This is a genomic window from Hymenobacter sp. R533113 (genome assembly GCF_056835965.1).
Genome location: NZ_JAKWBD010000013.1, coordinates 1,844,198 through 1,860,810 on the forward strand (window position 1 = coordinate 1,844,198; position 16,613 = coordinate 1,860,810).

Consider the following 16,613-nt stretch of genomic DNA (forward strand, 5'->3'; position numbering starts at 1 on the left):
GCTTGCGTGTAGATTTTACTTTGCTGCTATGGGCAGCTCTTTAGTAATCCGACACAACTTGCAAAAATCCGTCAGTGCTGGGCGGGGGTGTGCAGGGCTTTGTACTCGGAGGGCGACACCTGGTACTTGCCCTTGAACAAGGTAGCGAAGTAAGAAGGCGAGGAAAACCCCGTCTGGTAGGCGACCTGTGCAATGGCGCTGCCCTCTTGCAGCAGCAGCTGGCGCGCTTTGGTCAGGCGCAGGCTCTGAATATAGTCGGTGACGCCAGTGCCCAGCAGGGCTTTCACTTTGCGGTAGAGCTGCATCTGGGATACGCCTAGGCTGCGGGCAATGTCGTCCACGCTCAGGGCGGGGCGGTCGAGGTTGGCCTCGATGATGGCGGTCAGGTCGGCCAGGAACTTCTGGTCTACGCGCTGCGGGGCCACGGTAGCCGTGTCCACGCTCAGTTCGCGGCGGAAATGCTCTCGCTGCTGGTCCCGGTTGCGCAGCAGCGTACGCAGGCTTTCGAGCAAAAAGGCCGGATTAAAGGGCTTGGTCAAGTAGAGGTCGGCCCCGGCCTGTACGCCGGCAATTTGCTGCTCGGGCGCGTCGCGGGCCGTAAGCAGCACCAGCGGAATGTGGGAGGTACGCCAGTCCCCTTTAAGGGCGGTGGCTACTTCCAGGCCGTTCAAACCGGGCAAGCTCACATCGCACACTATCACATCGGGAATGGTTTCGCCGGCCAGGCGCAGGCCGGTCGCGCCATCGGCGGCTGTACTTACCTGAAAGTGAGGCTGAAGCTTCTGTACTAGAAAGTCGCGCACCTCCTCGTGGTCTTCAATCACCAGCACGGCGGTAGCGGTGCGGGCCGGGGCGGTTTCGTCGGCAACTGGCGCGGCCGGCTCGTCATCGTCGAGCAGGTTGGCCGTAGCGGGCGTGTGGGGCAGGACCGCCGCCGCGTCGAGGAAAGTAGCCGGCTTGGTCAGGGGCAGGGTCACGTCGAAGGTGCTGCCCTGGCCCGGCTGGCTCCGAAACGTGAGCGTGCCTTCGTGCAGGCGGGTCAGGCCGTCGGCCAGGGCCAGGCCCAGTCCCGAGCCGTTGGCCGAGGCCTGACTTCCCTGGTAAAACCAGCCCATAATATGGGGCTGATCAGCTTCGGCGATACCGCGCCCGTTGTCCTCTACCCGCACCCGCACGGTGTTATCTGCCGGCCGGCGCTGAATGCTGACTGTAATTTGTCCCCCATCGGCCGTGTATTTGAAAGCGTTGGAGAGTAGGTTGGAAAAGACCTTATCCAGAATATCGCCATCAAACCAGAGCGTAATGATCGGCTCGGCGGGCAAAAACCGGAAGGTGATGTGGCGGCGGTGGGCGGTTTTCTCAAACACATCCATAATTTCGCGCACGAAAACGACCAGATTGCTCTGGGTAGCCCGCACGGCCATCTTGCCCACGTCAATCTTGCGAAAGTCGAGAAGCTGGCTCACAAGCTGAAGCAGGCGCTGAGTGTTGCGGCGCACCAGCTGCAAGTCGTGGCGCTGGGTGGGCGTCAGCTCGGCCGGACTGGTGAGTAAATCTTCCACCGGCCCCAGAATAAGGGTGAGCGGGGTGCGCAGTTCGTGCGAGAAGTTGGCGAAGAAGCGCAGCTTGGCTTCTGAGGAGCGGCGGGCTTCTTCGGCCAGGCGCTCAATCTGGTTGTGCTGGGCGCTGATTTCGGCGTTTTGCTCCTCCAGCGTCCGCCGAATGCGGCGAATGCGACGCAGGGAGCGCCAGGCCAGCGCCCCCAGAGATATGGCCCCCAACAGGCTGATTAGCAGCAGGTACACCGTCGCTTTCTGGCTGGCGTACTGGCGCATCTGGGCTTGCAGCCGCAGCTGCTGCAACTGAATATCCCGGCGCTGAGTGGCCAATTGCTCGGTTTGGGTACGCATGGTGCTCACGTTGGTCGAGTCAATTATCATGGTGCCTAGCACGTTGTCCTTCTGGAAGGGCTCGCGGCGCAGGATGCGCAGGGCCGTGCGGATGGCTTCTTCGCCCCCGGTGGGATAAAGCAGTGTGGCTTTCAGGACGCCGTCTTCCACCAGCTGTAACCCGTTGCCGGGCCCGGACAGGCCATCTACGCCGATGATGCGGATACGCTGGGCCAGGCCTAATTCGCGCGCTACCTGATAGGCCGCGCGCGCCATGGGGTCGTTATGGGCAAAAATCAGGTTCGTTTCGGGGTGGGCGCGCAGTACAGCTGGCAGACGTTGGAGCACCGAGGCTGGCTGCCAGTCACCCTCCACTTGAGCTACCATTCGCACGTCGGGGTAAGCCGCCAGCGCCTGCCGGAAGCCCAGGTCGCGGTCGGTGGCGGGCGAGGAGCCGGGCGCGCCCAGAATCTCCAGCACTTGGCCGCGCCGGCGCAGCAGCTGGGCAGCGTAGTGTCCGGCCGTGCGGCCTACCTCTAGATTATTGCCTCCTACGTAAGCCGTATACAAGGGCGAGGTGGTGCGCCGGTCGAGAATTACTACCGGAATGCCTTGGTTGTAGGCGGCTTCGGCCAGGGCCGTTAAGGGTCCCGACTGGTTAGGAGAAATCAGCAATAAATCAACGCGTTGGCGAATCAATGCGCGTACCTGGCGTCGTTGCAGCTCGCTGTCGTTGTGGGCGTCCAGCATCTGAAACCGCACATTCGGATGAAAGCTTAGTTCTTTCTCCATCTCTGCCAGCATAGCCCGTCGCCAGGCATCATTCGTCGTGCATTGCGAAAACCCAATCCGGTACACTGGCTCCTGGGCCGCTGGGGCGCAACCGACTACCCCTGCCCATAAGGAGATAATCAGCCATTTATACCACCAAAGAGTAAGGCGTAAAGTGCTCAAGTAATGAGAATTTGCCGCAAGGAGACCTAGTTGATTAGCTGCGCTTATGAACTAAGAGAAGAACTCAGCTATGCTTGTTAAGTTAAGTTTTAATTAACTGCTTTTACCGCAACCATAAAGTTAAGAGCAACGGCAGCCGCAGGCGAGTACGCAGCACTACGGAGCTGAAGCTTTTCTCTAAGAGCCTGAAAACTTATATAAGTGCCTGAATATCAATTTAACAGTCTCTTGAATTAGAGATGCTTCGTCACCCTTTGCTGGCTGGGTGCTTCGCGGTAATGACCTCATCCGTTACTTTACGTAGACAAGCCACCCTCCTGCACTCCACCCCTCCCACCCATGAATCAATTCCGAACTGAACACGATTTTCTTGGCGAACGGGCCATACCTACCGATGTCTACTACGGCATTCAAACCCTGCGCGCCCTCGAAAATTTTGATATTACGGGTATTCCCCTCCGGTCAGAGCCGTTGTTTGTGCAGGCCCTGGCCTACGTAAAAAAAGCCGCCGCCCTGGCCAACCGCGACCTGGGCGTGCTTGACCCTACCATTGCCGAGGGCATCGTGCGGGCCTGCGACCGGGTGGCGGCGGGTGAGTTTGATAGCCAGTTTACCACTGATATGATTCAGGGCGGCGCGGGCACTTCGGTGAATATGAACGCCAATGAGGTGATTGCCAACGTGGCCCTGGAGCTGCTGGGCAAGCAGAAAGGCGAATACGATTTCTGCCACCCCAACAACCACGTCAATTGCTCGCAATCTACCAACGACGCGTATCCTACGGCCTTTCGCATTGCCCTGAATAATAAGCTGGTGGGCTACAGCCAGGCGCTGGGACAGCTGGCCGATGCTTTTGCCGAAAAAGGCACTGAGTTTCGCAACGTGCTCAAAATGGGGCGCACCCAGCTTCAGGATGCCGTACCTATGAGCATGGGCGACGAGTTCAAGGCCTTTGCCACCAACCTGCGCGAAGAATTGCTGCGCATTGAGGACAGCCGCCATCTTATCAGCGAAATCAACATGGGCGCCACCGCCATTGGCACCAGGGTAAACGCGCCGGCCGGCTACGCCGAAGCCGTGACGGAGCAGCTGCGCCAGATTACGGGCCTGGACCTGGTACTAGCCGGCGACCTGATTGAGGCCACCTACGATACGGGCGCCTACGTGCAGCTATCCGGGGTGCTGAAGCGGACGGCGGTGAAGCTCTCCAAAATATGTAATGACTTGCGCCTGTTGTCTTCCGGCCCGCGCACTGGTCTTAACGAGATTAACCTGCCGCCTTTGCAGCCCGGCTCCAGCATTATGCCTGGCAAAGTGAACCCCGTAGTGCCGGAGGTAGTCAACCAAACCGCTTTTTACGTTATCGGGGCCGACCTCACCGTGACTATGGCCGCCGAAGCGGGTCAACTCCAGCTCAATGTGATGGAGCCGGTTATTTCCTTTGCCTTGTTCACCAGCATTTCCTACCTCACCCGCGCCTGCCACACCCTGCGCGAGAAATGCGTGGTAGGCATTACGGCCAATAAAGAGCACACCGAGCAGCTGGTGCGCAATAGCATCGGTATTGTAACTCAACTGAACCCCGTGCTGGGCTACGAAACCGCCGCTGAAATTGCCAAAGAAGCTCTCCGCACCGGCAAGTCGGTGTACGACGTAGCCGTAACCGAGCGGCAGCTGCTGACCCAAGCCAAGTGGGACGAGATATTCACCTTCGAGAATTTAATTAGGCCAAGCTTTATTCAGTAACAGCGATAAAAAAGCCCCCCAGACTCTCTCTGGGGGGCTTTTTTCAATCTTACTGGATACCTTTCTACGGGTTCGTGGACCACATGCCGGCTTCTTTTATGAATACCCGTCGATTCAGCTTGAGCTGCGCAATGATGAGCTCGGCCAGATCCTCGGGCTGGGCAACTTTGTCCGGGTTGCCATCGGTGAGCTTGTTGTTGATGGCCAGCTCGGTAGCTATAGTGCTGGGCGTGAGGGCCGACACGCGGATGTTGTGCTTGCGCACCTCCTGCATCAGCGACTCGGTAAGGCCCATCACGGCAAACTTCGAAGCGCTGTAGGCGCTGGTGCCGGCTGCGCCGCGCTGCCCGGCCGTAGACGAAATATTGATAATGTCGCCGGTCTGGCGCTCTATCATCTGGGGCAATACAGCGCGGGTAGCGTAGTACACGCCCATCAGATTTACCTGAATAATGCGCTCCCATTCGGTAGGGTCGAAGTCCAGAAACTTGCCGAAGGTGCCGATACCAGCGTTGTTGATCAGAATGTCAATGGGGCCAAGCTCCTGCGCTACCTGCGCGGCGGCAGCTTCTACGGCGGCCCGGTCGGTGATGTCGGCGGCTACCACGGCCGTTTTGCCCCCCAGGGCATTTATCTCAGCGGCAACGGCCTGTAGCTGCGCTTCGGAGCGGGCCAGTAAGCCTACGCGTACACCTTCCTGGGCCAGCGCTAATGCTACGGCGCGCCCGATGCCTTTGCCCGCGCCCGTTACCAAAGCGACTTTTCCTGCTAATGATTCCATAAAATTTCAGCTAAAAGAGAGTACTACACGGCATAACCACCGAAGCAGGCAGGTGTTTGGTTGCCTCAGGTAAGTGGTTGGGTGATCGGACGAGTAATAGATGAATTGACCCGCGTGCAGTTATTCACCCCACAACGTAAGCCTCACGAAGCCTATAGAACCCTGACATAAAAAAGCCCCCCAGAGCTGCTTTGGGGGGCTTTTTTGTTGGTGTTGACTATAGTTAGATTAGCTCTTTGGCAAACCGCTCCAGCATGATGATAGGCTCATCTTTATACATAGTGCGATGGTATTTGCGGTACCCAAACTTCTCGGCTAGGCGCAGGGAAGCGCGGTTGTCGGGGTGAATGATGCACACGGTACGCGCGCCCTCAAAATGCGCGTCGCCCCAGGCAATGGCTGCCTCTACGGCCTCGGTAGCATAGCCCTGGCCGTGCCTGTTGGCGGCCAGCACCCAGCCAATCTCGGGTATGCCGTGGCATTTAGGCACGATGTCACGCTTGGGGTCGGCAAACCCGACCGCTCCGATAAAGGCGCCCGTTGCTTTTTCCTCAATGGCCCAGAATCCGTAGCCCATCAGGGCCCAGTGGCCGATGCTGCGCAGCATGGTGGCCCATACTTCCTCCTCCACCATCGGCCGGGCAGTTAGGTAGCGGTAAAACCTGGAGTCGGCCCACATGGCCACATACTGCTCAAAATCGGTGGGTTTGTACCCGCGCATAACCAGGCGAGCGGTTTTCAGCACCGGTACCTGGTGAAGGGGAGGAGTGAGAACTGGGGTAGGAATTGACTCCATAGAGTGCAGTTAATATTGACGCGCTGGCTAAAGTAATAAGCGCGAGCATACCGATACCACCTGCCCCTCGGGCGGTGGGGTGAGCCAGGCGTGGCCCGATGCATGAACCGCCCGCCGGACAACGATAACGCACCGCGCCCCCACGCCTTTTCAACCGCGCACTTATAGGGGCTTGCTACCTGGTTCAAAACTGAACGCCTTGTCCGGTACCGAACATTTTCTGGTATGAAAGCTTAGCTTGTGTTTCGTGTAAATAGCTGCATTATAATAACTTATACAAATGGCATGGCTGTTGGAAATGTACCTATAGCTCTACAATTCAACTGTTCATAACCGCACACGAGCTGCTTTTTTTCGCAACGGGTTTGGCAAACAACAGAGGGATTATAGAGGAAACCAGCTGCTGCCAGGCAGCACATTTGGTCTTGCCTCCATCATTTCCAACCCCAAACTTTTTATCATGAAAAGCTCATTCACCTCCTCCTTCGCCGCCCGTTTGGCCTCCACGCCTGAGTCAGCTCAAGCCCGGCCGGGCTCCTCTCCTCTGGGTTATTTGCGCCGGTTCACTTTGAGCGTGCTGTTGTTTGGCGGTGCTCTGTTTGCCAGCCCGGCAGTGGCGCAGCAGCAACCCGTGACCGTGGACAAAGTAGAAGCCGCCGTCTTTCGGGTGCGCACCCAGAACCTAGCCAAGCAGCATGGACAGGTGCAGGTTTACAACCGCGCCAACGGCCAAAAGCTATTCGACGAAACGTTCGACCAATCGTTTTATTCCTGCCGCCTAAGCTTTGAGAATTTGCAGCCCGGCAACTATCTGTTGTGCCTGAAGGTCGGGAAGGACAGTTACCGCTATGCTTTGCGGGTGCTGTCAGATGGCACTAACGAAGAGGTCGCCGTGCGTAGCGTGAAGGTTCGGCTGGGCAGGAAAAGTCAGCAGGTGGCGGCCCTCGACATGGTAGTACCAGTCGCGGTAACTCCCGCGCTTGCGGCTAATGGCACTGGACTATAATGTTCACGCAAGAATGGCACACAGCAAGAAAGCCGCCCAGATAGGGCGGCTTTCTTGCTATAAACAAACTTTCTGCAAGCTTACCAGGAGCCACTGTTGTCGCTGTTATCATCGAAGCCGCCACCACCGGTATCGTCGGATGCAGTGTCGTCGTAGGAAGAGGTCTCATCGGCCGAGAAGTAGTCGGGCTCGGAGTTATCGGGCAGATTGGAAAAGTAATCCGGAGACGATTCGTCGGCGCTGTTTACGCCGTCCAGGGCCGGGAAGCCAGTGGAACCAGCGGCACCACCAAGCCCGGCGGCCGCAGTAGTAGTTGGGTCAAGGTTTTGGGGCGACGTGTTGCCAAGACCGCCCAGGTTTTGGCCAGGTTGGTCGTTGTGCCCGCTGCCGGCCATGCGGTTGCCCAGGTAAGCGCCGGCCGCAGCGGCTGCACCTGTTGCCAAAATACCCCCCATGTTGCTGCCTATGCCTCCACCACCGCCTCTGTTCGGGGAGTTGGTGCCCAAAAAGTCGGGGGATTGTTGGGGCGCGGGGCCGCGGTTATAATTGCCGGCCGGACCCGTAGGCCGGTTGTTGCCCGCCGATTGAGTACCCAGGAAATCGGGCGTTTGGTTGGGGTTTTGGTTGGAATAAACAGTTTGGGGTGCGGCCGGCGTTTTGCGTCGAAATAACCGCATCACCAGCCAAAGTACCCCGCCAATAACCAAAGCTCCGATGGCAATGGTACCGATGCCCAAACCCGGAGACGAAGGCTCGGCCGACGATACGGCCGGCCGATAGGGTTCGGAGCCCGGATCAGAAGCTGCTGGCAGCTCATTGTTCAGGCTCGATTCATTCGTCGTGATTCCTGAGCCTGCCGCAGCACCCGATGCTGAGGCCGCGCCTGGAACCGCCGCAGTAGCTGCCTGCTGCTCACCCTGGGGGGCAAATTTCGGGTTTGCGGCCTGCATCAGCGTGTTCAGCCCGGAGCGCAGACCCGCGAAGTAACGGCCCTGCTTGAAGCTAGGAGCCATGTCCTGACTGATAACCCGATTGGTCAGCTCCGGCGTAATCTGAGCGCGCAGGCCGCTGCCCGCCTGAATCGTGACCTGGCGCTCCTGTCCGGAAAGCAGCAGCACAATACCGTTGTTTTTATCGCGCTGACCTACGCCCCAGGCTTCGCCCAGAGCCCGGCCGTAGTCGGCCACCGTGCGGCCACCCAGCGTAGGCACCGTCACGACGACAATCTGGGTGCCGGTGCTGTCGGCGTAGCGCCGCAGGCCCCCTTCCAGGGTTTTGGCGTCGGCCGGGGAGAGGAGCTGCGCTTGGTCGGTTACGAAGCGAAAGGGCGTAGGTCGGGGCGGCAGCCCATCGGTGGGCTCCTGAGCGCCCCTTACCGGCCCGCTCAGCCCCGCCGATACGAGCAGCAGGATGACAAATAAGAAACGATGCATGGCGCAATAGATGAAGTGGGAGATCAGCACTATTTTGCCTTCTACGTCGCTTCCTGGCAAGTGGCTGTTACTTCTTTGCGCTAAGCCTGTTACCCGTCGGCAGCTGTGGGGGCTTTTTTCCTGCAAATGCTCGGCCTTCCAGCGCATGGCCGTCAGCACGCGGGTGTGACCACTGGGATGATCGAAGAAAATAATTTCCTCCCACGAGCTAGGGTCGATTTTACGATACTCCGACAGCTTCATGGCAATGTTGGCGAAGCCGTCGGGCTGGCGGGCCGCGTTCAGGCCAAACACGTCAGCTTCCTGCTCCTGGGTGCGGATAATGGTATTGAAAGCCGGCGTGGCCAGAAACGAAAATACCCCAAACAATGCCACTACCAGCGGCAACCCACTCACATCGGCGATGCTGGCAATGCCCCAGCGCAGCCCGTAGCGCCCAATCAGGCGATGAAAAGCCCAATCGACAAACCACAGGCCCACGCCAATAATCAAGACCAGGAAGATCAGCATTTTGGGAATGTGGTTGAGCACATAGTGACCCAGCTCGTGGCCCATCACGGCCTGTACCTCGGCGGGCGTGGAGCGGTTGAGCAGGTTATCATTAAGCGACACCCGGATGGTGCTGCCCAGGCCGCTCACGTTGGCGCTGATGCGCTTGCTTTGCCGGGAAGCATCGACGAGATAGACGTTGTCGGCGGGTACGCCGTTGGCCCGCGCCATGCTCAGAATCTGGTCGCGTACGGGCCCGGCCGGCAGTGGCGTGTACTTGTTGAACAAGGGTGAGATAAACACCGGCGACACAAATACCTGCACTACCAGGAAGAAGGCAATAATGGCCGTGCCCCACACCCACCAGCTCCGACCCGTGCGCCGGATGGCCGCGTACAGCGCCAGCAACACCAAACTCCCAAATACCAACGACAGCGCCAAACCCTTCAAATCATCGGTCAGCCACTCGCCGAAGCTCTGGTTGGATAAGCCGTACTGATGTTCGCGGAAATAGTCGTCGTAGAGGCTTAGCGGAAAGTTGAGCAGGTAAGCCAGCAGTAGGTACAGCGCCGCGTACGCCAGCGTGGGCAGCACTTTGCCCGGCAGCCGCACCGTCCAGCTTTTAATAACCCTGGAAAGGCCCAGCACCAGAAAGATAGCCGCTACGCCCAGCGCATACACCAGGTTCCACACTTGAAGCCAATAACCACCCTCAAAGTAAGCGTCGGAACTGGCCTTTTGAGCCGGCGTGAGCGTGTTAAGGTAGTGCTGAGTGGCGGCCTCAATGTTGAAAGCGGCAACCGAATCGGCTACGGCTGCCGGAGCGGCGAGAGCCGGGACCATGAGTAAGCCCAGGGCCAGCGTTGGCAGGAGAGTTCGTTTGTAGAGAAGCACCATAGACTTAAAAAGAAGTTGAGATTGGGTTAGACACTATTTGCCTTGGAATACAAAGAGAAGAGCGCAAGTAATATAGAGTAATTGCAATTTATTTGCTTTAACCCCACCATCCCTTTTTGCTAAAAGCCAGAAGAGGAAGATCGACAAACTGAACGGCTACAAAACAATAGCTCCAAATAGATAGAAAAAATACTATGAAATCTGGGATTATCTTTATTATTTAGATGTAACAAGCTGAAAGACAGGCATTTTGATTAGAAAAACCACATTATCTTTCTTCACTCCAAACCTCAACCGCCATGAACTACAAACGCTACCTCCTGAGTGCTACTATTCTGTTGGCCTTCACCACCGGCTGCAACGACATTGATGGCCTCGATGATCTGGTGGCTTCTACGCGCCCTGTTCTAACTACTGCTCTTCAGGCTCCCATTGGCATGAGCGTGGATAACAAGGGCCGCGTGTGGGTAAGCGAAAGCGGTACGGGCAACAACGATGCGCGCGTGGTGGTCGTGAACGGTGCGGGGCAAGTGTACCCCGTGTTTACCGGCTTTGGCTCGCAACGGCTCCCGAATGGGGAACTGGGCGCTTTGGGGCACGTGCTCTACCGCGACGGCATTTTGTACATTCTGGGGGGCTATTCGGGCCGGCTCTACCGAGTCGATGTGTCTGCGTACAGGACTGGCGACCCTTCCCGCCCCGCCTCCAGTCTGACCTCAGAGGATATCGGCACGTTCGTGCGCTCCCAGAACCTCTCCAACCCCATCGATTCGAACCTCTACAACATGGCCTTTGGTCCCGATGGCAACCTCTACATCACCGATGCGGGGGCCAATGCCATCATCAAGCGGGATAAGAACGATGGGGCGCTCAGCGTATTTGCCCGCTTCCCCAACCTCACGCCCCAGACCCAGCCCGTGCCCACGGGTATCGTCCACGATGGCAGCCGGTTCCTGGTTAGTCTGCTCACTGGATTCCCCTTCGCCACCGGCACCGCCAAAATAATGCAGGTGAGTAATAGCAGCGTCGTCAGTGACTACCGCACGGGCTTCACCACCCTCACCGATATCGTGTTATCCAATAACAACACGCCCATCGTGACCCAGTACGCGGAGTTTGTATTTGCGCCGCCTACCGTGGGCTTCCAGCCCAATACCGGCCGCGTCGTCAGCGAAACGGGTACCACCCTGCTCGGCGGTCTCGATCAGCCCACCGACATCGAGCGCATCGCCGGCAACACCTACTATGTATTAACTACCGGCAACGGCACGATACGGCGCGTAACTTTTTAAATGAACCTTATGATCGGTGCTTTCTTGAGCTAAGAACGCAGAACGCCCAGCCAATAGGTTGGGCGTTCTTGCTTATGGATAGGTCGCAGGAGCAACTATACTAAGGAAAAGGGTACCATTACGTTAGGCAATAGGCCGTCCTGCAGAGCAGAACGGCCTAGAAAAGAACAGTTGTCTCCACGCCATTAATAGCCTGCTGAGGGCAAATTTTACGAAGCTGCTGCGGCCTCGTAGGGAAGCCCCAGAATCCTGTCAGGAGGCTGAGCGCTGATAAGGTGAGCGCCCGGTTTCCTCTACCGTTTCACTTAACGGCAATGGTGCCTCGCAGTACTGCGGCCGGCGTGCAAACAGGTCTCAGCATCGCTGGGCGTTTATACGGATAAACACCGTAGAAACGCCTATTTATATAGCTTTCATACCGGTTGTTCCGTACTCCAAAGCATACCTAACCAATTACTTATATCTGACGCTATGGCAAACGAACAGCTGAAAACCCTCGTCCAACAGGGTTTGGCCGCGCTAAAGGCAGGCAGCAAAGTTGCAGAGGGCGCAACCGCTGAAATACAGAACGACGCCCGCAACCCCCAGCTCAAGCAGGCGCTCGAACAAGGCAACGAAACCGCGAAACAGTGGAAGGAACGCATCGAGCGGGCCCTGCAAGAAGCCGGTGGCGCCGGTGAGCAGGAGAATCCCATCCTGGAAGCCCACTACGAAGTCAGCAAAAAGATTCGCCAGCAGGCCCCCGACGATACCTCCCGCGACCTCGGCATCATCGCCGCCGGCCAGCTAGCCCTTCACTATTGGATTGCCGCCTTCGGCACCTTGCGCACCTACGCCGGGCAAGTTGGAATGAGTCAGGCCGAGCAGGACCTGCAAGCCTGCCTGGACGAGGCCAAGCAAGCCGATGAGCAGCACACGCAGATTGCAGAGCAAATCATGGGCGCGAGCTAATCACTACCGTCACAAACACAAAAGGCCCAACCTTGCGGCTGGGCCTTTTGTGTTTGTGACGGTAGCAAGGAATTTTACTGCAGAAAGTCTCTCACCACCAAACGAACGCACGATAAGAGTTGCTCTCATGCAGCGCAACGCGAAGCATCTCGCGTGCGGTCATTTGAGTAGTAACTCAACTAACAAGACGGTCATGCTGGATCTGGCGTCCGCTTGTCGAAGCATCTCTACTGGTGACTAATCTCAATGCTAGTGCAACGAAGCGGTAGAGATGCTTCGACAAGCGGATGCCAGATCAAGTATGACAAATGCTTTGGCAACGATTGCACGCGAGATGCTTCGCGCTGCGCTGAATGACAACCTAGAGTAAGACCACCTGACAAGAAGAAAGCCCCCACGCCGCCAAGCACCGTCTGGGGGGCAAATTTCTTAAGCTGTGCCTCGTAGCGAAGCCACAGAATCTCGTCGGGGCGCTGCTCTACGCTGAGCAGCCTGAAGAACGTAGCTAGGCCCGGCGAATCGCCCTGCTCGAAAATGGTGGGCGAGGTGGGCGCTTCATCCACCACGGGGTAATGCAGGAGGCTCAGCTCATCGATCAGGCCGGCTTTGAGCAGGGAGCCGTTCAGGTGGCCGCCGCCTTCCAGCAGGATGGTCTGGATGGGGAATAGCTCGCCCAGCTTGTTCAGGACCAGTGCAAAGTCGATTTCCTAGGCGCCGCCGAACAGGTACGAAACGCCTTTCTCGCGCAGGTAGGCCAGGTATTCGTTGCTTACCTGCTCGGTGAGGATGCTGATGATGTGGTCGTCGCCGATGGCGGCCGATTCCCAGCCTAGCTTCCCGTGGGCATCGACGGCCACGGCAAACGACTCGGCGGCGTGCTCGGCCACGAAGTCGGTGCGGGGCAGGGGGAGGCTACGGGCTTCAGGTCGGGGGCCAGGCCGTGGGTGAAGTCCTTTTCCATGGTCACACGCCCGCACAGCCAGGCCTGGGCCTCAAAGGTGGCGGCTGTCGTTTCGTACTCCTTGGTGTTGGGCGAGTCGCCCCAGCGGCTGAGAATGGTGCGCCCGTCCAGGGAACTCATCATGTGGCAGATTACCCGAGGTTTCATAGGTAGCAGGAAGATGTACGTCTTGCCATACGTAATGTGAAAACCTAACTGCTAGTCATTATCGGTGAATCACCAGCTGCTCCCGTGATAACTCCAGGTAGCTATGCCATTGCAGGGTCTTTGTTAGCTCTGGCAGATGCCGGCGGAACAGCTCTACCAACTCACTGGTGCTGATGTTGCCGGTAGAAACCAGCAGTAGCTTGTAAGGGCGACCGTGCAGAATGAATGTGTTCACAAAGTCGGCATCCTTGGTAATCACGATGCGGCTCTCACGCGCCGAGAACTCGTTGATGTAATCGTCGGAAGTGTGGTTGGCTTCCGGCAGGTTGAGCGTATGAAGCGCGTCGAAGCCAGCTTCGTGGGCGAGCCAACGCGCCAGATGTTTCGGCAACTGCGCATCTACCAATACTTTAATCAGCGGCGGCGCCATTAAGAAGCCAGGCGATAGAAGGTCTTGGTTTTAAGCAGTTCCGCAGCGTAGGCTTGGCAAGCGCGCAAGTCATCTACTTCCAGGTCTTCGTAATCAGCCAGGATTTCGGCTTCTGTCATACCCGAAGCCAGCAGTTCCAGGATGTTTTGCACCGGATAGCGCAACCCGCGTACGGTGGGCTGCCCGTGGCAGATAGCGGGGTTGACGGTAATACGGGAAAGTAAATCAGCCATAGAACCAAAGTACGGATTTTCTGAAAGCGGTGTGGTTCCGGCTTGCCGCTGATGCGGCAGTGGAGGTAAAACCTCTACTCCGAAGCTGGTCACGAGCTATAATCTACAAACTTATAAGCTCGCGCCAATTAGTGAAATTTAATACAAATTATCGCGAATTTTCATTTTGAACACTTCTAGAGTGGGAATGTCAGTATAATGCTTGGATAAATTATTGTGTAAAGATTTTATGTTATTGTCATCTTTCATATCAGTTATGAAATCTTCATAACTGATTGAGAAGTTTGGACGCAGTCTTTTGCAAAGAACATAAATTTGTCTTGAAAAATGGGGTCCTATATTTTTGTTGTTCGTTTCAATTAGTTCTTGTTTGAAAAAATTAAAATCTTTCGATGTATTCCAGTGCATATCAATAGCGTTTTTATGTAGTCTTTGCAATCTATTCTCTTGGAATAATAATTCGACAAAAAGACGATAGTCTTCAGGTACAGATATATCTTCTTTAATAAGTTCATCATATACCTCTCGGAATTTATATTCACTATTAAATAAGAGCCTGTTGAAAATTAGCATTTGCTAATGCTTGCTTCCCTAAAAAGGGCTACAAACAGCCTGTTTTCAAGTAGCATGTCTTGAGGTGGACAACTCAAAAGTGCCTCCAACGGCGTTTTTGAAACATCAGATACATAGGGAGTATCTAATTTTCAACAGGCTCTAAAGATTTATTGAAAACTTCATACTTCATATATATGCTATCATATCTTCTTCTATTAATTTGGTTGTCGTCGAATATATTTAATAGGATAGAGTCATTATTATTCGATATGTTGAATTTTCTGATAATACTTTTTGCTTCATATGCTGGTATATCATTTCTTATTTTGTTTTTGCTTTTCAATAAACTGTAAATCATTGATTCTGTACTGTTCATTGTATAGTGAACTGTTTTTATGGGTTGGTTATTCTCATCAAAGAATGTGTTATTATCACTCTGTTTATATCTGACTCCTACAATACTAAATGTAGAGTCTAGTGCAAAATCGGCTCTAATTAAAAGCTTATTATCTCCGTTTGGTTTGACTCTATATTTGTGTTCTATATGATAAGAAGGTGTAAGCTGATTGCTATATATAAGTAGAGGGCCAAAACTTACCTCTTCATAACTAGCGGGATCATTCAGATTGTTAAGTAAATACTCATGCACAGCTTTTTTAACTTGATTATTCTTGTTCTTACCACAAGAAGTGGCAATGCATATTATAAGAAGAGCTGTTATGTATATAAAGTTTTTCATGCTACCATTTATGAAAAGGGAGAGGTAGTGCCTCTCCCTTCATGCCATGACAATTCGATTATCCTACGAGCCGCAGGCCTCGCAAGCGTCCGGATTATCCAACGAGCAAGCCATGTCCGAAGCATTCTGGGCGGCTACGTTCAGCGGCTCCAGGGTCTCGGCGGCTTGTTTCTGCACCGCAGAAAGTAAGCTGCCTCTCCGGCATGCTATGGTAGTGAAGGTACGTGGTTGGTTATGCTTTGCAAGGGCTATCGAACAGAAAGACCTTCTTCGGTTGTTATGGACGAAACCTTTCTGGTAACTTTACTTACTTCAACCCCGAATCTGGTTCTACTATGGCATCTCTCACCACTGACCTCCACGGCGCTGTCACGAAAGTACAGGTGGAAGTGTTGCTCGTGCTGGACGATAGCGGCCAGTATGTGGCCTACTGTCCGGCGCTGGAGCTCTCCTCCTACGGCGATACCGAGGACGAAGCCCGGCAGGCCTTTGAGGAAGCCTTACGCTTCTTTGCCGCCGACACTGCCCGCCGGGGCACTCTCGACCAACTATTGCTGGCCTTTGGCTGGCGCTTGGTAAAGAAGCCTATGGCCGTATACGAGCCGCCCCGCTTGCCGCTGGAGTTGCTGAATGCGCCCGTCCGTTCTCGTCGCGTCCTCACCGAAGATATTCTGCTGCCTGCTTAGCAACCGTGGCTAGCTTTTCATGAAGAAAGAGCCTTTCCATCATGGAAAGGCTCTTTTTTATTCTTCGTTTTTCCTGCGCCGCTTCCGCGCTGCACGGGCCGCTTTCGGATTGGCTTGTTCCGCCAGCAGCGTATTAAACTCTTCCTTCGTGACCACACCGGACAGCTCCAGCGTCACTAAGTTGGTGTGCATGTGCAACAGTGGAATATCTCTGTCCTTCTCCCGAATGGTAACCGTGCGAAGCAAAGTCTTACCGGAGCCGGCCGGAAAATCCCAGTGCTGATGGCTGGCCTCGGTACGAATGTGTACCAAGCCCAGCACTTTCAGCAAAGCCACGTACTGCTGATACGGAATAGATTTCACGGTTTCTTTTTACCCAACGCCTTATGAGTCACTACGTTCAGCGGCTCGGCGGCTTGTTTCTGCACTTGTTACGAAGCTTGCTTCAAATCAGCGTTGGGGGGCAATTTGCCAATCTTCTTTAGATAAGTTAGAAACTCCTGTTTCGTCAACGGACCAGTTACGCGCTGGACATTCCACTGCTCATCGGTCAAACCGTTCATGGACAGCTTAGCCTTCTGCGACAAATCGTCGGATGACGGCTGATTGGATGGTTGCATAGTCGGGC

At 55.4% G+C, this 16,613-nt stretch carries 17 protein-coding genes; 5 read left to right on the forward strand and 12 right to left on the reverse strand.

Features of this window, described 5'->3' with window-relative positions:
* Positions 1 to 71: 71 nt before the first annotated feature.
* A complete protein-coding gene (locus tag MKZ35_RS17495) occupies positions 72 to 2,747 on the reverse strand; it encodes a substrate-binding domain-containing protein (protein ID WP_482514782.1) in 2,676 nt (891 codons plus the stop codon).
* A 435-nt stretch (positions 2,748 to 3,182) separates the two neighbouring features.
* Between MKZ35_RS17495 and aspA the strand changes: the two genes are divergently transcribed.
* Positions 3,183 to 4,589 (forward strand): aspartate ammonia-lyase, encoded by a 1,407-nt coding sequence (gene aspA, locus MKZ35_RS17500; protein WP_482514477.1) that lies wholly within the window; start codon positions 3,183 to 3,185, stop codon positions 4,587 to 4,589.
* Between the two features lie 64 nt (positions 4,590 to 4,653).
* Here aspA and MKZ35_RS17505 read toward each other — a convergent pair whose 3' ends face one another.
* Both MKZ35_RS17505 and MKZ35_RS17510 read right to left on the reverse strand, forming a co-directional pair.
* Positions 4,654 to 5,370: a 3-ketoacyl-ACP reductase gene (locus tag MKZ35_RS17505; RefSeq protein WP_482514478.1), complete on the reverse strand. Its 717-nt coding sequence runs from the start codon at positions 5,368 to 5,370 to the stop codon at positions 4,654 to 4,656.
* Between the two features lie 223 nt (positions 5,371 to 5,593).
* Complete coding sequence (locus MKZ35_RS17510; RefSeq protein WP_482514479.1) at positions 5,594 to 6,166, reverse strand: GNAT family N-acetyltransferase; 573 nt, start codon at positions 6,164 to 6,166, stop codon at positions 5,594 to 5,596.
* Between the two features lie 460 nt (positions 6,167 to 6,626).
* Here MKZ35_RS17510 and MKZ35_RS17515 point away from each other — a divergent pair, with 460 nt between their 5' ends.
* Complete coding sequence (locus MKZ35_RS17515) at positions 6,627 to 7,172, forward strand: hypothetical protein (RefSeq protein WP_482514480.1); 546 nt, start codon at positions 6,627 to 6,629, stop codon at positions 7,170 to 7,172.
* 80 nt (positions 7,173 to 7,252) lie between these two features.
* On the opposite strand, the gene MKZ35_RS17520 is transcribed toward MKZ35_RS17515, so the two are convergent.
* A complete protein-coding gene (locus MKZ35_RS17520; RefSeq protein ID WP_482514481.1) occupies positions 7,253 to 9,991 on the reverse strand; it encodes a TPM domain-containing protein in 2,739 nt (912 codons plus the stop codon).
* A gap of 299 nt (positions 9,992 to 10,290) precedes the next feature.
* On the opposite strand from MKZ35_RS17520, the gene MKZ35_RS17525 reads away from it, so the two are divergent.
* Together MKZ35_RS17525 and MKZ35_RS17530 are read left to right on the forward strand one after the other, a co-directional pair.
* Entirely contained in the window at positions 10,291 to 11,283 is a 993-nt protein-coding gene (locus MKZ35_RS17525) for a ScyD/ScyE family protein (protein ID WP_482514482.1), read from the forward strand.
* A gap of 471 nt (positions 11,284 to 11,754) precedes the next feature.
* Positions 11,755 to 12,234, forward strand: a complete 480-nt coding sequence (locus MKZ35_RS17530) for a YciE/YciF ferroxidase family protein (protein WP_482514483.1) — start codon at positions 11,755 to 11,757, stop codon at positions 12,232 to 12,234.
* Between the two features lie 227 nt (positions 12,235 to 12,461).
* Here the strand turns inward: MKZ35_RS17530 and MKZ35_RS17535 are convergent, their stop codons facing one another.
* From MKZ35_RS17535 to MKZ35_RS17560, 6 genes are all read right to left on the reverse strand, one after another.
* On the reverse strand, positions 12,462 to 12,938 hold the full coding sequence (locus MKZ35_RS17535) for a dihydrofolate reductase family protein (RefSeq protein WP_482514783.1): 477 nt from the start codon (positions 12,936 to 12,938) through the stop codon (positions 12,462 to 12,464).
* Positions 12,939 to 12,941: 3 nt separating this feature from the next.
* The gene (locus MKZ35_RS17540; RefSeq protein ID WP_482514484.1) at positions 12,942 to 13,091 is read right to left on the reverse strand and encodes a hypothetical protein; all 150 of its coding nucleotides are present in this window, start codon (positions 13,089 to 13,091) and stop codon (positions 12,942 to 12,944) included.
* Entirely contained in the window at positions 13,064 to 13,342 is a 279-nt protein-coding gene (locus tag MKZ35_RS17545; protein WP_482514485.1) for a hypothetical protein, read from the reverse strand. Before MKZ35_RS17545 ends, MKZ35_RS17540 begins: the two co-directional genes overlap by 28 nt.
* Before the next feature lie 58 nt (positions 13,343 to 13,400).
* The gene (locus MKZ35_RS17550; protein ID WP_482514486.1) at positions 13,401 to 13,772 is read right to left on the reverse strand and encodes a DUF5615 family PIN-like protein; all 372 of its coding nucleotides are present in this window, start codon (positions 13,770 to 13,772) and stop codon (positions 13,401 to 13,403) included.
* A complete protein-coding gene (locus MKZ35_RS17555; RefSeq protein WP_482514487.1) occupies positions 13,772 to 14,005 on the reverse strand; it encodes a DUF433 domain-containing protein in 234 nt (77 codons plus the stop codon). Before MKZ35_RS17555 ends, MKZ35_RS17550 begins: the two co-directional genes overlap by 1 nt.
* Positions 14,006 to 14,702: 697 nt before the next feature.
* Complete coding sequence (locus MKZ35_RS17560; RefSeq protein WP_482514488.1) at positions 14,703 to 15,299, reverse strand: hypothetical protein; 597 nt, start codon at positions 15,297 to 15,299, stop codon at positions 14,703 to 14,705.
* A gap of 335 nt (positions 15,300 to 15,634) precedes the next feature.
* On the opposite strand from MKZ35_RS17560, the gene MKZ35_RS17565 reads away from it, so the two are divergent.
* The gene (locus MKZ35_RS17565; protein ID WP_482514489.1) at positions 15,635 to 15,985 is read left to right on the forward strand and encodes a type II toxin-antitoxin system HicB family antitoxin; all 351 of its coding nucleotides are present in this window, start codon (positions 15,635 to 15,637) and stop codon (positions 15,983 to 15,985) included.
* A gap of 57 nt (positions 15,986 to 16,042) precedes the next feature.
* Here the strand turns inward: MKZ35_RS17565 and MKZ35_RS17570 are convergent, their stop codons facing one another.
* Together MKZ35_RS17570 and MKZ35_RS17575 are read right to left on the reverse strand one after the other, a co-directional pair.
* Entirely contained in the window at positions 16,043 to 16,348 is a 306-nt protein-coding gene (locus tag MKZ35_RS17570; protein ID WP_482514490.1) for a hypothetical protein, read from the reverse strand.
* A gap of 68 nt (positions 16,349 to 16,416) precedes the next feature.
* Entirely contained in the window at positions 16,417 to 16,605 is a 189-nt protein-coding gene (locus tag MKZ35_RS17575) for a hypothetical protein (RefSeq protein WP_482514491.1), read from the reverse strand.
* Positions 16,606 to 16,613 lie beyond the last annotated feature (8 nt).

What these genes read in the sequence shown, in the direction of transcription:
- aspA (WP_482514477.1), top strand. Translation starts at nt 3,183, where the DNA reads ATGAATCAATTCCGAACTGAACACGATTTTCTTGGCGAACGGGCCATA.
- MKZ35_RS17505 (WP_482514478.1), bottom strand. Translation starts at nt 5,370, where the DNA reads ATGGAATCATTAGCAGGAAAAGTCGCTTTGGTAACGGGCGCGGGCAAA.
- MKZ35_RS17510 (WP_482514479.1), bottom strand. Translation starts at nt 6,166, where the DNA reads ATGGAGTCAATTCCTACCCCAGTTCTCACTCCTCCCCTTCACCAGGTA.
- MKZ35_RS17515 (WP_482514480.1), top strand. Translation starts at nt 6,627, where the DNA reads ATGAAAAGCTCATTCACCTCCTCCTTCGCCGCCCGTTTGGCCTCCACG.
- MKZ35_RS17520 (WP_482514481.1), bottom strand. Translation starts at nt 9,991, where the DNA reads ATGGTGCTTCTCTACAAACGAACTCTCCTGCCAACGCTGGCCCTGGGC.
- MKZ35_RS17525 (WP_482514482.1), top strand. Translation starts at nt 10,291, where the DNA reads ATGAACTACAAACGCTACCTCCTGAGTGCTACTATTCTGTTGGCCTTC.
- MKZ35_RS17530 (WP_482514483.1), top strand. Translation starts at nt 11,755, where the DNA reads ATGGCAAACGAACAGCTGAAAACCCTCGTCCAACAGGGTTTGGCCGCG.
- MKZ35_RS17545 (WP_482514485.1), bottom strand. Translation starts at nt 13,342, where the DNA reads ATGAAACCTCGGGTAATCTGCCACATGATGAGTTCCCTGGACGGGCGC.
- MKZ35_RS17550 (WP_482514486.1), bottom strand. Translation starts at nt 13,772, where the DNA reads ATGGCGCCGCCGCTGATTAAAGTATTGGTAGATGCGCAGTTGCCGAAA.
- MKZ35_RS17555 (WP_482514487.1), bottom strand. Translation starts at nt 14,005, where the DNA reads ATGGCTGATTTACTTTCCCGTATTACCGTCAACCCCGCTATCTGCCAC.
- MKZ35_RS17560 (WP_482514488.1), bottom strand. Translation starts at nt 15,299, where the DNA reads ATGAAAAACTTTATATACATAACAGCTCTTCTTATAATATGCATTGCC.
- MKZ35_RS17565 (WP_482514489.1), top strand. Translation starts at nt 15,635, where the DNA reads ATGGCATCTCTCACCACTGACCTCCACGGCGCTGTCACGAAAGTACAG.
- MKZ35_RS17575 (WP_482514491.1), bottom strand. Translation starts at nt 16,605, where the DNA reads ATGCAACCATCCAATCAGCCGTCATCCGACGATTTGTCGCAGAAGGCT.